The following is a 14,624-nucleotide window of genomic DNA, read 5'->3' on the forward strand; positions in this document are numbered from 1 at the left end:
AATTGCCCGTCGTCGGGTAACTGCTCCTTTTTCATTTAAACTTGTTTAGAGAGAGAATTAGTTTATTTAGTTGGAGTAACAGTGGCATTCTGAACAGCAGGGCTTTTCTCCGGTTCTTGCAGACGGAACATGATGGGGACTGTATATTTTACGTTTACAGCTTGTCCTCTTTGCATGCCGGGCTTCCACTTGGGCATGATAGTAGTCAGACGGATTGCTTCAGCGTCTAGCAGTGGGTCGGCACCACGGATTACTCTGGGGCAGATGATGTTCCCTTCTTTATCCACTATAAACTGTATGACCACTCTTCCCTGAATCTTAGCTTTTTGTGCGGCTACCGGATATTTGATATTTTTGCCGATGAATTCCATCATTGCGGACATGCCGCCGGGATATTCCGGCATTTTTTCTACGACTTCGAAAACGGTTACTTCCTCCGGGTAGGTTGCCTCTTCGGGAGCATAACCCACTACCACCATTTCATCTATTTTGCTTTCAATGGGAGCATACTTAACCTGTGTATTGTTTTCCGTCAGACGGAACATCACGGGAACTGTATATTTTACCCGCACGGCTTCTCCTTTTTGTGTGCCGGGTTTCCATTTGGGCATGGCACTGATTACGCGTACGGCTTCTTTATTCAATTCCGGGTCAATGCCGCGCAGTATTTTTACATTGGTAATACTGCCATCCTTCTCCACTACAAATTGCACGGTAGCCCGTCCTTGCGTACCTTTCTTCATGGCTGCTTCCGGATATTTGATGTTCTTGCTCAAGTATTCCATTAGTGCAGACATGCCTCCGTCGGGGAATTCGGGCATGTGTTCCACTACCTCAAAAATCGGATTGTCGAGAGTATCCTTATCCACTACCTTTCCTTTGTAAGTCACTGTTTTCGTATCTTGTTCCGGTAGGGGAGCTACTTGAGGGGCTTGAACTTCCGGTACCGCTTGTCCGGTTTTGGCGTCTACAGCCTCTATGACTTCCGCTGCAATCTTCTTTGTGGTACGCGCCACTGCTTCGATATTGCTGATAATCATAAGTAAGGCTGCCAAGGGAAGGAACATCAGATATTTAGTCCTTCCTATTCCTTTTGTTCTCTTTTTGTTCATCATTTTGATGCGTTTTTTTAAAGGTAAAACATTGAAACTGTTATAGATAGTTGCTGCAGCCTTTTGATGTGACAATCCTAGCAGATGGTACTGGTAGGTTTTGGAGTCATAGCCGTTCTCCAATACGCGGGCATCGGCCATATATTCCAGATTGGTGCGGATTTCCCGTTTCATGAGCCAGGCAAAGGGATTGCACCAGCAAAAAATGCACACTAGTTCACTGATGATGACATCAATGGAGTGCCATTGCCGGGCGTGTGTCTGCTCATGGGTCAATATTTCGTTGAATTCCTCTTCCGTATGCGAGGACGGATGGATAAAAATCCAGTGGAAAAAGGAGAAAGGCCCGTCTGCTTTGGGAAGCAGATGTATATTTGTGTTGCCTATTTGTACCTTGCGGCATCGGCATGCCAGGTGGATGATGCCCGCCAGTTGCATGATGAGGCGTATCATCAGCAATGCCACTATTCCCCAATAGGCGATATTGGCATATTCTGAAAGGATGCTTTTCCAGTCGGTAGGAGCCGCTTCGGTGCCTATTGTGAGTTCCGGTAGCACAACGCTGGCATAGAGGTCTGCCATGGCCACCATCGGTTCCTGCTCCGTAATCCACGTTTGTATGTTCAGCAGAGGTACGGCGGCAGAAACGGCAAAGAAGCAGAGCAGTGCGGTTCTGCGCCAGCCGAAAAACGTGTCTTTGTAGAAGAACAGCCGATAGAATGCATAAAACAGTACTATCGCTACATTCACTTTCAGAAAATAGGCTAACATGTTTACTCCTTTCCTTTCTCTATCATGTCTATAATGTCTTTCAGGTCATTGGCCGAAATCTTCTGGTCTTTGGCGAAGAACGAAACCATTTCCTTATAAGAATTTTCAAAGTAGTTGCGCACAAAACCGCTCATAAAGGTACGTTTGTATTCGCTTTCGCGTATAAGCGGGGTATACTGGTAAGTGTTGCCTACACGTGCGGCACGGATATACTGCTTGCGCTCCAGGTTTTTCACAATAGATGCTACAGTTGTGTAGGGAGGCGCCGGTTTGGGATATTTGGCAACAATGTCTTTTACGAAGCAACTGCCCAGTTCCCAAATGTACAACATTGCTTCTTCTTCTTGTATCGTTAACTTTTCCATGGATAAAGTATTTAAATGAATTCAATGCAAATCTACGAATATTTCGTAAACAAACATCAAACAGTGAGTTAATTAATCTAAATGTTCCTGCTGTGTGTATATTCTTTTGCCAGATTGAAAAGAACATGGCTGTTGATAATCTTCTTTTGGCTAAGATTGTCTATCTTTGCAGAAGAAGCGAAGACTGGCGGCACCTCAGCATAAAAAATGAACGGGTTCATTTTATTCTGCATTCGGTTTGCGCTGTCTTTGTTGCAATGAATTCTTTTACCTTAAATAAAGCAGAAATATGGGAACAGTTAAATCGTTGTTGCTGGGAATGTGCTTCGTATTGGGTGCATGCACAAGCCAGACTTCTACTGTGCAAACCACAGAGAAGGGAACTCAATGGGAATGGCAGAATGGTACCATTGTTGTCAAAACTCCCGAGCGTCCGGCAGGACAGAAGAGTGTATTGGGACTGACTACTCCGAAGTTGGAGGCAGTCCGTGTGGGTTTTGTTGGTTTGGGTATGCGTGGTCCCGGAGCAGTGGAACGTTTCACTTATATTCCGGGTACGCAGGTAGTGGCTCTTTGTGATTATGAAGAGGCCCGTGCAGATAAATGTCAGGAGCTCTTGAAGAAGGCATCCATGCCCAAAGCCGCCGTCTATTCCGGTGATAAGGGATACGAGGAACTCTGCAAACGTGATGACATAGACTTGGTTTATATTGCTGCGGACTGGCTGCATCACTTCCCCGTTGCCAAGTGTGCGCTGGAGAACGGAAAGAATGTAGCGATAGAAGTACCTTCGGCCATGAACCTGCAGGAATGCTGGGATTTGATTAACCTGAGTGAGTCTACCCGCAAGCATTGCTTCATCTTGGAGAACTGCTGTTATGACTGGTTCGAGATGAATACGCTGAACATGGTGCAGCATGGCGTGTTCGGTGAAGTTATCCGTGCGCAGGGTGCTTATATACATAACTTGAGTCCGTTTTGGGACCATTATTGGAAGAATGGAGAAAATGACAAGCTGGGCTGGCGTTTGGACTACAACATGAAGCATCGTGGTGACGTGTATGCCACCCATGGCCTTGGCCCGGTGGCGCAAGCACTGGATATTCACCGTGGTGACCGTATGGAAACGTTGGTAGCCATGGATACCAAGTCTGTAGTGGGCAAGGAGCTGGTAGAAAAAAGAACCGGCGAGGAGTGCAAGGAATTCCGTAACGGTGACCATACCACGACCATGATTCGTACAGCCAATGGGAAGGTGATTGAGATTCAGCACAATGTAATGACACCACAGCCTTATAACCGTTTGTATCAGCTTACGGGTACCAAGGGATTCGCCAACAAATATCCGGTAGAAGGGTATGCGCTTGACGCTGACCAGCTGAGTGCATCGGGCGTTCAGCCCAAAGTGGATGATTTGAATTCACACGGTTTCCTGCCGGAGACGGAGATGGAGGCGCTCGTGGAGAAATACCAGCATCCCATTTTGAAGAAGTACGGTGAGATGGCGAAGGAAGTAGGAGGTCATGGTGGCATGGACTTCGTGATGGACAGCCGTCTGGTATATTGCCTGCAAAACGGTCTTCCTTTGGATATGGATGTATACGACCTTGCTGAGTGGTGCTGCCTTGCAGAATTGGGAGAACTTTCTATGGACAACGGTTGTGCGGCTGTGGCATTCCCCGATTTCACCCGTGGTGAATGGAATGTGGTGAAGGGCTACAAACATGCATATGCAACTCCGGAAGAGGAAGCGGCTGCTATGGAGAAGGCAAAGGCATTTACTGCTAAACTGAGAGAGCAGGGAGCCAAAGAATGGGCTGAAAAGTAATAGCGGTATACTGATAAAACAAAAAAACAGCAGGTGATAAGCCTGCTGTTTTTTTGTTTTATCAGTTTGTCATTTAGTCACTTTCAGCAACTCTTCCTTCATCTTCTCCACTCCCGGAAAGCCGGTTTGTCTGAACGTGGTGTTTCCTTTGCGGTCTACAACCAGATAAGTCGGTACCCCTTCTATCTTGAATACGTCCGATAGGTATTTCCATTGGGCATCTGTCAGACGGAAATGTTCGCCGTGGATGTCGGGAATCATATTCTCCCAGGTCTTCAAGGGAGAGGTTTCGCCGGTGATGTACAGATATAGGATATCCTTGTCTTTCAGTTCCTCCTTAATGGGGGCCATCGTCTTGTTTGCCATACGGCATGGACCGCACCAAGTGGCCCAGAAATCTACTAACAATACTTTTCCTTTGAATTTGCTGATGATGGAAGTGAACAAATCTTCGTTGCTGACGTTGGCGTCCACTTGGTTGATGGTGTAGCCCGTCTTTTTCTTGTTGGCTTCGAGTTGTGCCAGCAGTTCGTCATTGGCGGCAGTCAGCATTTCACGGTATGCGGCGGGCATGGCGGCAACGGTGGCCTTTTGCTCGTCGGTGAGCGGGGTGAAGTTCTTGATACCCCGGTAGAGGGTGACATTACGGGCTATATCGAAGAAGATACCTTTGTCGGTTCCCCAGGCTTTGGCCAATTCTCCACTCCGTTCGACATTCCTTGAAGCCATTTGTACATACTGGTTGGACAAGACTGCCTGCGGCACATTCAATATACTCATATCTTCGTCGGACACGTAGTTGGCGGGTACTTTCCGGGCAAGTTCCTGATAGTAGTTGTTTGCTTCCTCCCGTTTGATGAGATTGGCGTGTAGGGCAGCCGATGTCAAGATGCTGGCAACGGAAGACAGCATGGCATTTGTAATCAGTTTGTTATTGATAGTCAAAAGTTGTCGGGTAGAAGCACTATAAGGCAACTTGTCTATTGCTTTTTGTGTTTCGCCGGATATTTGGAGTACGTATGCTTTGGCTGCATCAATATCCTTGCCAGCCAGTGCAGCTATGTTTTGATAGAGCTTGTCTTGCATGTCGATGCCGGGGTGGTTTCCGTTCAACTCTTGTGCCACGGTTTCCAGCGGTCCGTTGATATATACCATTTCTCCATAGGGTTTCCCTTCGCTGTGGAATTTAGACTTGCGCCGGGAAGCTTCGCGTAGATTGACGTATATTTCTGTTGTCTTGCCGGGTTCCATGAAGAACTGGAGCATATGCTCTCTACCCAAATATATGGTACATGGGGTAGTGCCGGGCAATGTTACTTCTTTGGTGAAACTGCCGTCAGGCTGGATGTCGAGTGGTATGTCCGTGATGTCTCCTTTGACATTCTCCCACACGGCAATACTGATTGGCATTCCCATATTGGGGCGTGAATCCAGGAGTTTTCCTTTCAGCATGGCTTTTCCGTATTGGATGACCGGTTCGGGAAGTTCGGCATTAGGGTCGGCTTTGTGTACTACGGCGTTCTGGGGAAGTGCCAGTTCCGGCAGTTTCTTGCTTTTCAGTTGTATTCCCCAGATGCTGAATCCGTTTTCCACCTTTTCGCCTTCGGTGAAGTCGAAGGAGGTAGCATTGTCGGATAGGGGAGGAAAGACCAACTGGAATTCCGCTTCGCCCGATTCGGGCATCCAAAATTCTTTACCTGGTATGATGCCTATACCGGAACGCAGTTGGTAGGTTTCTCCGTTATTGTCTGTCAGGTAGCTGTCGGGTGCAATCTGTATCCAGTACTTGGGACGATACTTGGCATAGATGTGGAGCACGGTTGCCGTGTCACTGATGACTACTTTACTCACTTCGATGGAAGTCGTGTTTCTTACGATAAACGGTGGTTGGTCAATCACACGGTTTTTGGCTTGCAGGGTACAGCAGATGCACAGCAGGAAGCCTGCTAAGAGGAAATGGATGTGTCTCATATGAATTGTTTTCTGCGAAAATACGAATGTTTCGTAAAGAAACAAGCATGTGGGAGTTAATTGATGTAAAATACTTCCATTTCTTCGTTTTTCAAAGAAACCTTGTATCTTTGCCATCTGATACTTAACACTTAATATCTTGTCATATGAGAACCAGAATTCTTTTGATGGGCTTGTTGTTGGCCGCTGTTGCCAATGCCCAGACTATCTATCATGATGCTTCCGCCTTCCCCCTTCTGGGCAAAGCAACAGAATCTACCCTTACCCGCTATGAGCGTCTGCCGGACTCTCTGCAGAACATCTCCCGCAAGCCGTTGTGGGACTTAGGCCGCAACAGTGCCGGACTCGCCGTGCGCTTCCGTTCCAACTCTACAAGCATTTCTGCCAAATGGGAAGTAAGGAACAATATGAGTATGAACCACATGACACCGACCGGCATTAAAGGCCTCGACCTCTACTGCTTGCAAGACGGCAAGTGGATATTTGCCGGTAGCGGACGTCCGCAGGGCAAAATCAATAAGGCGACTATCGTAAGCAATATGTTGCCCGAGGAGCGCGAATACCTTTTGTACCTTTCTTTATATGATGGGGTTACCTCGCTTTCCATCGGCGTGGATTCTTTATCCGCCATTACCCCGCCGGCAGTAGACTTGCCGAAACGTGAGAAGCCGGTGGTATTCTATGGTACCAGCATCTTGCAGGGAGGCTGCGCTTCCCGTCCCGGCATGGTGCATACCAATATTCTGGAACGTTGGCTCAATCGTGAGTGCATCAATCTGGGATTTAGCGGCAATGCCTTGCTCGACCTGGAGATTGCCGATGTCATAGCCGGTGTGGACGCTTCTATGTTTGTCCTCGACTTTGTGCCCAATGCTACCGTGGAGCAAATGAGAGAGCGTGCCGATAAATTCTATACCACTATCCGCAGCAAGCATCCCGATACGCCTGTCCTTTTCGTGGAAGACCCTCTCTTTACCCACTCTCCTTTTGACACCAGGATTGCCAAGGAGGTAAAGGACAAGAATGAGACATTGAATGCCTTTTTCCGTTCTTTGAAGCAACGTGGAGAGAAAAACATCTATTTCCTTGCTTCCCGTGACATCATCGGCCACGACGGGGAGGCTACAGTAGACGGCATTCATTTTACCGATTTGGGCTTTATGAGGTATGCTGAGATACTTTACCCGATATTGGAGAAACACATGCGACCGTAATTAGGTATTACAGCCCCGTTTGTCTGTTTGCTGCCTTGCCGATGCTGTAGGGCAACTATTTGTTTCCTTTAACAAAACGGTCTGTTCCCTATAAGGGAACAGACTGTTTCAATATGGCGAACAAACTGTTTTTATATATTGGAACAAATTGTTCTGATACGCTGAAACAAAGTGTTCACATGCGTTTGAACACTTTGTTTCGTAGGCTTGGAACAATGTGTTACGCTTCTATACTCTTATGCTTCTTATACTCTTCAATCACATGTTTCCTGCTCTGCAATATCTGCCAGCGATATACCAGGCACGTGGTGATGAAGTAGAAGCCCGTTTGTATCCATAGTGCCTGGTACTCGAAAGAGACTTCATTGAGTGTGGCTCCCATGCTGTTGATGCGTACGTAGCCGTTGATGCCGAAGGTAGAAGGGAAGATGTACGAGAAGTACTTCCAGAAAGCGGGCATAGCAGCTCCCGGCCATGAAATGCCGGAGAGGAACAGCAGCGGCACGGAGGTGAACACGAACAGCAGCATGCACGTTTCGCGGTTGCGGATGGCAATGGATGCTGTCATGGCAAAGAAAATACAAGCGGCCAGGTAGGGCAGGGTGAACAGAGTCAGGACACCGGGTATCGCTATTTGGTTGAGGCTGAAAAGCCATGGAACCACACATAGTATATATACCGATACCAGTGAATATACCATGAAGTAGCTCAGCCCTTTTCCCATCACAATGCGTAGTGTGCCATTGTAGTGGCGGTTGATAGGCACCAGGTCGCGGAAGCGGTTCTGTTCGCGTGCCGTCCCGGCAGACAAGCCGATGCCGAGTAGCAGCGTTTGCTGGATAATCAATACCAATACTGCCGGAATCAGGAAAGCGGCAAATCCGTTGGTCGGATTATAGAGGGCGACATCCTCATACTCTATCGGGTAGGCGGTAATCTCGTCCTGGCGGTCGGTGGTATTGGCGCTTCGCTCCACTTTGATGTCTGCGTTCATGGCAAGCGACACGTTGGTGTTGGCAGTCAGCAAGGCTTTGTAATACAGCAGTCCGCTCATGTCGCAGAAGATGCTGACCTGCGTTTGCTTACCGCGTACAATGTCGTCGCTGAAGGTGGAGGGGATGTAGATAATACCGTATGCCCTGCGGTCCTTCAACATCAGTTTGGCTTCTTCCATATCAGCGCAGTAGCTCACGAGGCTCACTTCGGGACTGGAGTCCACTTTCCGCAGGTATTCGCGGCTCAACGAGGAGCGTGAGTCATCCACCACGACAGTGGGCACTTCGTGGATAGTTTCGTTGGTATAGATGAAAGCGTATATCAACGGATAGACCAACGGAACGAGCACGAAGAAGATGAGCACGCCCTGGTCGCGGAAGGTGGTGCCGAATTCCCGTTTCCATATATAGAACAAGTCATGAATGCCTTGTATCACTTTCTGTCTGAACGTCAGGTCTTTCATTAGGGCATGTATTTATAGTAAACCAACGCTCCTTTCAGCCTATGGGCTATAAGGAACGGGAGCATCATGAAAATAAGCAGCGCTACGTAGTTGACCCACGAGTAAATCATGGGGTATCCATTCAGTGCCTGGTCCACATAAATCAGGAAATAGTGGCGCAGGGGGAACAGATTTGCCAATGCCTGCAATACGGGGTGCATGCCCATGGCGGGGAATGACAATCCGCACATGGAGAAAGAGAGTACGCCCCATAGGGAAGCGAAACTGAGTCCCAGACGCAGGGTAGGCAGGGTTCCTATCATCAATATTCCCATGCCTTGCGATGCCAGCACCAGGCAAAGAGTGGCAAGCAGCATCGGCAGGATGCCGCTGTTGCAGGGAAAATGGAGGAAACCGTAGAGGTATACATTATATAATATTCCCATCAGGAAGAAGATGGCGGTATGCGGCAGCAGTTTGCCGGCAAGGGAAATCCAGATGGAGTTGTTGCCCATGCGCAGCCATTCGCGGGCGGTGCGGTCTTTTATCTCGACTCCGATGGAATAGACGGTTACCATGAAGATAAGCAGCATCAATACGCCCGGTGCAAAGGTGTTGCACAGATATACGGAGTAGTTCAGCCACGGGTTATTGAGTGGATGCGTATCTATGACGATGGGTTGGAGGAAGGCCATCGCTTGTTCCTCGGTAGCTCCTTTGGCATATAGGGTGCTACGTGCTGCGGCACCGGATGCCAATTCGCTCATCATCTTCATGTCCTTGAAGAGGAGTGAACCTGCGATGAGCAGGGTATTGTTTGTATAGAAAGAGAGTTTGGGCTGCCGTCCGGCCTGCGCTTTGGCAGAGGTACCTTCGGGAATGTAGAAGAAACCGTAAATCTCTCCGCGCTGCATGGCGGTACGGGCTTCGTTGATGGTAGGGTAGCGGGCGACGACGGCTGTCTGCTCAAAAGCGTCCAAGTTACGTATCAGCTGGCGTGAAGTGGCACTCATGTCTTGGTCCACCACACCTACGGGCATGTCCGTAGGAAGCCCGGAGTCCATCAGCGTGGTGAAGAATATGTAGCAGAACAACGGTGCTATCACCATACAGAACAGATAGAGCGGGCGGGAAACAAGACGGCGGCATTCGCGTCTTGCTACATTCCACAAAGCCGTATGTTTCTTATTTCTTTCCATCATCCTCTCCAATAACTCATAACTCCTTTACTTCTTCAATACAACACTCATTCCCGGACGCAGTCCTTCCACCTTCTCTTGCGGAGCGGCTTTTACTTCGAATGTTTTCAGGTCGAACTGGCCGGTAGTCTTGGTCGCTTTCCAGGCGGCATATGTGCCGAGGTCTTTCATATAGTACACTTTCAGGCGGATATTCTTATCGAGTGCAGGGATGAACGCCTCGAATTCGGTATTCATACCCAACCCTTGCAGCAAGTCCTCGCGTACATTGAAGGTTATCCACATATCGTCCAGAATGGCGATGTTCATAATGGGAGCACCCGTGCCCACGAGCTCGCCTACTTTGGGGAATATCTCGGATACCTCACCGGCAGTCTGTGCAATCAGGTAAGTTTCCTTGATGTACGATTCAACTTCGGCCACAGCTCCTTTGGCACGTTCCACCAAGGCAGCGGCAGCGGCTTTGTCCTCGCGTTCCGCACCGTTCTTGGCCATATCATACTGGGCTTTGGCGGCTTTCTCCGTAGCCCGGGCTGCATTGCGTTGGGCGGTAACTTCGTCAAGCTTTTGTGTAGACATCACGCCTTGGTCGTGCAGGTTCTTCACACGCGTGTAGGATTTTTCGGTAATTTCCAGTCCGGCCAGTGCCTTTTGCCACATTTCATAGGCAGCTTGTATCTGTTCCCGACGGGCGCCTTTCAGAGCTTTTTCGTTCTGGGCTTGGGCTGCCGATTCGGCGGCGCGTGCTTGTTCCAGTTTGGCCTGCACGTCCGGAGCCTCCAAAATGGCAAGGGTGTCTCCGGCTTGTACGCTTTGTCCCTCTTTTACACGAAATTCCAGAATACGTCCCGGCACTTTGCTCGATACTCGATACTCCGTTACTTCTGCTTGTCCTTGCACAATTTCCGGCCCTTTACGCAACATGAAGAAACCTACAAGGGCAACGATGGCAATCACTCCCGTCAGCGTGAGGAATGCCAACAACATGTTACTGTTTTGTGATTTTGTATCCAACATATTATTTACTATTTGACTGTTTACTATTTACGATTGAAGAAACTATCAATTATCAATTGTCAATTCCCCCGTTGCCTTTCTCAGATAGATTTCCGTCAGTTTTACGTCAATCTGTGCGTCTATCTTTTCCGATTGGGCAGAAAGCCATGCGGTGTGCGCTTCGAGCACATTGCTGGCAGGTATAACGCCTTCCTCAAAGCCAAGTGTGGCGTATCTCAGGTTCTCGTTGGCTTTTTCCAGGTTCTTTTCGGCCATGGTCAGTTTCTTGGCAGCTTCGTTCACTTGGAAAGCCGACTGGTTGACCTGCAGCTCTATCTTTTCTTTGGCGTCATCCAACTGGTATTGGGCGATGCGTGCTTCCGATTTGGCTGCTTTTACTTTATAGATGCCTTCGCCCCAGTGCCAGATGGGTACCGACACCATGACACCCACATTCCACATCCCCTTGAACTTTTTCTCGAAACTGTTGAAGACGGAAGGGTTGGTTGCCATATAGCTGCCCATTAGTGCTATGGAAGGAAGATATTCCGAACGGGTGACATTTACTTTCTGCTTATAAATCTGCGTGGCAAGTTCCAGGCTACGCACTTCGGGACGGGTAGCATAAACATTGTTGATGTCGATGGCACCGTTTTCCGGAGTAGTGGGAGCCAGGTCTTCCTTCTGTTCGTCTGTGAGCATGACGGGAGTGGAAAGGTCGAGACCACACAATTGGCACAGCAGCATCCGGGCAAGGCTCAGGCCATCGGTTACTTTGGTCAGGGTCATTTCGGCCTCATTCACTTTTACTTTGATGGAGAGTCCGTCTGCTTTGGTGGCAACGCCTTCGGCAATCATTTTGTCAACGTCGCTGTCGAGCTTCTGCAGTAGTTTCAGATAACCTTCTGCCAGCTTCTTTTTATGGGCAAGGGACACTACCTGCCAATATGCCTGGTCTGTACTCAGGATTACTTCCTGCATACCGGTGTTGTGCTGCTGGCGGGCCAGCTCTTCGGCGTATTTGGTAATTTTGTTGTAGGCACGTATCTTGCCGCCCATATATAGGGGTTGGGTCAAGGTCAGTGCGCCCGCATACATGTTGCGGGTGTCTGTACGAAAGGCGTCAACCAAGGATTGGCCTGCACCGTCGAGGGCACCTACCAGGCTTTGTCCTAAAGCCGGCAATTGGCCTGCCAGTTCTGGATGAAGCTGTGCGATGACTTGGGCAGCCTGCTGTAACGGTCCGCTGAGACTTGTACCCAATCCGGACAAGGCTCCTTTCTGAGCGTCGCTGAGGATGGACAACTCTTTTTGACTGCGCATATATCCGCCGCTGGCCGAAATGTTGGGAAGGTAATTAGTAAATGCCGCTTTCCTTTGATAGTGGGCAGCGTTGATTTTTTCCTGGCTTATCAGCAGTTCTTTGTTGTTGGAGATTGCCAATGCACGGCAACTATCCAAGCTTAATGCTTCCTGGGCCTTCATGGGGAAGGATAGGTATGCCAAACAGATGAAACAGAAGAACTTTTTCATTGGGCTATACATTAATTAAGGTGATGAATCTGTTGTTTATACAGCAACAATAATTGCATAAACAACGATGCAAATGTATAGGCTTTCAATGATATTGCAAAATAATTTAGATTTTTTTGTATTAATTCAAGCTGAATGATTGCGAACCGATAAGGGTACCGTCAGCAAAAATGTCTACGCGGTAGGTGCCTGCATAGAGGTATTCTTCTACATCCCAATATACGGTGACGGCTTGCTCTTCTCCGTTGTATTCTATATACTTCTTGATGGAATATACCAGTTCCCGGTTCTCGTATGGGAAGGTGTTCGAGGAACTTTTGGTCAGCACGTCATTGTCCGGTTTGGTGATGCGGATGTAGAGGGTACGTTCGCCGGTCTCTGCAGTGATGTTTTTCACGATGGAGAAGTTTATTTTGAACTTCACGATGTCTTTCACCTTCTTGGCGGTCTTGCCGCGTTTGTTTGTGGGCTGCACAGAGATGTTGGTGGCGTCCAGTTGGGCGGCAAGTGTCACGGTCTTGGTCAGGTTCTTCTTCTCTTCGGACAAGTTGCTGATTTGCCGGGAAGCGGCGTTGTACTTCTTGGTGACATCTGCTATGATTTCCTTCTGTTGGGCAGTCAGGCGGTTCAGCGAGTCAATCTGGTTGATATAGCCTATCATGACTTTGCGGAGAGAAGCCAGTTCCTTCTTCAGACGGCGTATCTCGGTGGCATTGCTGCTCTTCACGGTACGGAGTTCTTCCAATAAACGTTGGGTCTTCAATTGTTCCTGCTCCAAGAGTACGGAGAGGGAGTCGTTGGAGACTGTCAACTTCAGCTCGTCATATTGTCTGGCGAAGTCTGTGTATTGATTTTCAAGGTCTTCTTTATCCAGATTGAATTCCATCACCAGTTCCTTGTTGGTTTGCTTTTCGGAAATCAGCAGAATGGTAACTCCTATTAATAATAAGATAAGGAGGCTGCCTGCCACGATGAGAAGTGTATTCTTCTTAACTGCCATTTTTGATAATGATTAATGGTTAAGTGATTAATGGTTGGTGGCTGATTATTCGTCCTACATTCATTAATCGTCCGCAAAATTAATCATTAATCATTAATCATCGTCCACTAATCATTGGCTAAATGTGTATTTAACTAAAATTATTACGGAAATATTTCTCTAATTACGAAGTTCGCTGTACTTTTGCGTCATCTTTAAAGAACACTTATAAACAAAAAACTTTAGAAATTATGTCAAAAGTAACCGTAGTAGGTGCAGGTAACGTAGGTGCTACATGCGCTAATGTGTTAGCCTTTAATGAAGTGGCTGACGAAGTGGTAATGCTGGACGTGAAAGAAGGCGTTTCAGAAGGTAAGGCAATGGATATGATGCAGACTGCTCAACTGCTGGGCTTCGACACCACTGTTGTAGGTTGTACCAACGATTATGAGAAGACTGCCAACTCCGACGTTGTAGTGATTACTTCCGGTATTCCCCGTAAGCCGGGTATGACTCGTGAAGAATTGATCGGTGTTAATGCAGGTATCGTTAAGTCGGTTGCACAGAACATCTTGAAATATTCTCCGAATGCTATCCTTGTGGTTATCTCCAACCCGATGGATACCATGACTTATCTGTCATTGAAGTCTCTGGGCTTGCCGAAGAACCGTATCATCGGTATGGGTGGTGCTTTGGACAGCTCTCGTTTCAAATATTTCTTGTCTCAGGCTTTGGGCTGCAACGCCAACGAAGTGGAAGGCATGGTTATCGGTGGTCACGGTGATACTACCATGATTCCGTTGGCTCGTCTGGCTACTTACAAAGGACAGCCGGTAAGCACACTGCTGAGCGAAGAAAAACTGAACGAAGTGGTAGCTTCTACTATGGTAGGTGGTGCTACACTGACTAAGTTGCTGGGTACTTCTGCATGGTATGCTCCGGGTGCGGCAGGCGCTTATGTCGTTGAGTCTATCATCCACAACCAGAAGAAGATGATTCCTTGTTCAGTATATCTGGAAGGAGAATACGGTGAATCAGACATCTGTATCGGTGTTCCCGTAATCCTTGGCAAGAACGGTATCGAGAAAATCGTTGAACTGGAACTGACTGCTGACGAAAAAGCTAAATTTGCTGCCAGCGCTGCTGCCGTTCACAAGACAAATGCCGCTTTGAAGGAAGTAGGTGCTCTCTAATTGAGGGTAACTTAAAATGATAAGC

General features: G+C 48.1%; 11 protein-coding genes. 3 read left to right on the forward strand and 8 right to left on the reverse strand.

Annotated elements, in window-relative coordinates:
- Positions 1–62: 62 nt before the first annotated feature.
- Together DXD65_RS14690 and DXD65_RS14695 are read right to left on the reverse strand one after the other, a co-directional pair.
- On the reverse strand, positions 63–1,883 hold the full coding sequence (locus DXD65_RS14690) for a M56 family metallopeptidase (protein WP_117887756.1): 1,821 nt from the start codon (positions 1,881–1,883) through the stop codon (positions 63–65).
- Positions 1,884–1,885: 2 nt separating this feature from the next.
- A complete protein-coding gene (locus DXD65_RS14695) occupies positions 1,886–2,248 on the reverse strand; it encodes a BlaI/MecI/CopY family transcriptional regulator (RefSeq protein ID WP_005829755.1) in 363 nt (120 codons plus the stop codon).
- Between the two features lie 289 nt (positions 2,249–2,537).
- Between DXD65_RS14695 and DXD65_RS14700 the strand changes: the two genes are divergently transcribed.
- Positions 2,538–4,076 carry a Gfo/Idh/MocA family protein gene (locus DXD65_RS14700; protein ID WP_117887757.1) on the forward strand — a complete coding sequence of 513 codons (1,539 nt, stop codon included), beginning with the start codon at positions 2,538–2,540 and terminating at the stop codon, positions 4,074–4,076.
- Between the two features lie 69 nt (positions 4,077–4,145).
- On the opposite strand, the gene DXD65_RS14705 is transcribed toward DXD65_RS14700, so the two are convergent.
- Positions 4,146–6,047, reverse strand: a complete 1,902-nt coding sequence (locus tag DXD65_RS14705) for a TlpA family protein disulfide reductase (RefSeq protein ID WP_117887758.1) — start codon at positions 6,045–6,047, stop codon at positions 4,146–4,148.
- A 146-nt stretch (positions 6,048–6,193) separates the two neighbouring features.
- Here DXD65_RS14705 and DXD65_RS14710 point away from each other — a divergent pair, with 146 nt between their 5' ends.
- Positions 6,194–7,261, forward strand: a complete 1,068-nt coding sequence (locus tag DXD65_RS14710) for an SGNH/GDSL hydrolase family protein (protein ID WP_016273130.1) — start codon at positions 6,194–6,196, stop codon at positions 7,259–7,261.
- A gap of 220 nt (positions 7,262–7,481) precedes the next feature.
- Here the strand turns inward: DXD65_RS14710 and DXD65_RS14715 are convergent, their stop codons facing one another.
- From DXD65_RS14715 to DXD65_RS14735, 5 genes are all read right to left on the reverse strand, one after another.
- The gene (locus DXD65_RS14715; RefSeq protein WP_005829766.1) at positions 7,482–8,720 is read right to left on the reverse strand and encodes an ABC transporter permease; all 1,239 of its coding nucleotides are present in this window, start codon (positions 8,718–8,720) and stop codon (positions 7,482–7,484) included.
- Positions 8,720–9,898: an ABC transporter permease gene (locus tag DXD65_RS14720; RefSeq protein ID WP_009037852.1), complete on the reverse strand. Its 1,179-nt coding sequence runs from the start codon at positions 9,896–9,898 to the stop codon at positions 8,720–8,722. Before DXD65_RS14720 ends, DXD65_RS14715 begins: the two co-directional genes overlap by 1 nt.
- A 27-nt stretch (positions 9,899–9,925) precedes the next feature.
- A complete protein-coding gene (locus DXD65_RS14725) occupies positions 9,926–10,915 on the reverse strand; it encodes an HlyD family secretion protein (protein WP_117887759.1) in 990 nt (329 codons plus the stop codon).
- A 45-nt stretch (positions 10,916–10,960) separates the two neighbouring features.
- Positions 10,961–12,427, reverse strand: a complete 1,467-nt coding sequence (locus tag DXD65_RS14730) for a TolC family protein (RefSeq protein ID WP_008664221.1) — start codon at positions 12,425–12,427, stop codon at positions 10,961–10,963.
- A 121-nt stretch (positions 12,428–12,548) separates the two neighbouring features.
- Positions 12,549–13,427, reverse strand: coding sequence for a hypothetical protein (locus tag DXD65_RS14735; RefSeq protein ID WP_005829777.1), 879 nt, complete (start codon positions 13,425–13,427; stop codon positions 12,549–12,551).
- 230 nt (positions 13,428–13,657) lie between these two features.
- Here DXD65_RS14735 and mdh point away from each other — a divergent pair, with 230 nt between their 5' ends.
- Positions 13,658–14,599, forward strand: coding sequence for a malate dehydrogenase (gene mdh / locus DXD65_RS14740; RefSeq protein ID WP_005829779.1), 942 nt, complete (start codon positions 13,658–13,660; stop codon positions 14,597–14,599).
- Positions 14,600–14,624 lie beyond the last annotated feature (25 nt).

The organism is Bacteroides sp. 4_1_36 (assembly GCF_003466325.1).
GTDB classification, from domain to species: domain Bacteria; phylum Bacteroidota; class Bacteroidia; order Bacteroidales; family Bacteroidaceae; genus Bacteroides; species Bacteroides uniformis.

Coding starts and splice junctions, on each gene's coding strand:
- DXD65_RS14690 (WP_117887756.1), bottom strand. CDS start 1,883: ATGTTAGCCTATTTTCTGAAAGTGAATGTAGCGATAGTACTGTTTTAT.
- DXD65_RS14695 (WP_005829755.1), bottom strand. CDS start 2,248: ATGGAAAAGTTAACGATACAAGAAGAAGAAGCAATGTTGTACATTTGG.
- DXD65_RS14700 (WP_117887757.1), top strand. CDS start 2,538: ATGGGAACAGTTAAATCGTTGTTGCTGGGAATGTGCTTCGTATTGGGT.
- DXD65_RS14705 (WP_117887758.1), bottom strand. CDS start 6,047: ATGAGACACATCCATTTCCTCTTAGCAGGCTTCCTGCTGTGCATCTGC.
- DXD65_RS14710 (WP_016273130.1), top strand. CDS start 6,194: ATGAGAACCAGAATTCTTTTGATGGGCTTGTTGTTGGCCGCTGTTGCC.
- DXD65_RS14715 (WP_005829766.1), bottom strand. CDS start 8,720: ATGAAAGACCTGACGTTCAGACAGAAAGTGATACAAGGCATTCATGAC.
- DXD65_RS14720 (WP_009037852.1), bottom strand. CDS start 9,898: ATGGAAAGAAATAAGAAACATACGGCTTTGTGGAATGTAGCAAGACGC.
- DXD65_RS14725 (WP_117887759.1), bottom strand. CDS start 10,915: ATGTTGGATACAAAATCACAAAACAGTAACATGTTGTTGGCATTCCTC.
- DXD65_RS14730 (WP_008664221.1), bottom strand. CDS start 12,427: ATGAAAAAGTTCTTCTGTTTCATCTGTTTGGCATACCTATCCTTCCCC.
- DXD65_RS14735 (WP_005829777.1), bottom strand. CDS start 13,427: ATGGCAGTTAAGAAGAATACACTTCTCATCGTGGCAGGCAGCCTCCTT.
- mdh (WP_005829779.1), top strand. CDS start 13,658: ATGTCAAAAGTAACCGTAGTAGGTGCAGGTAACGTAGGTGCTACATGC.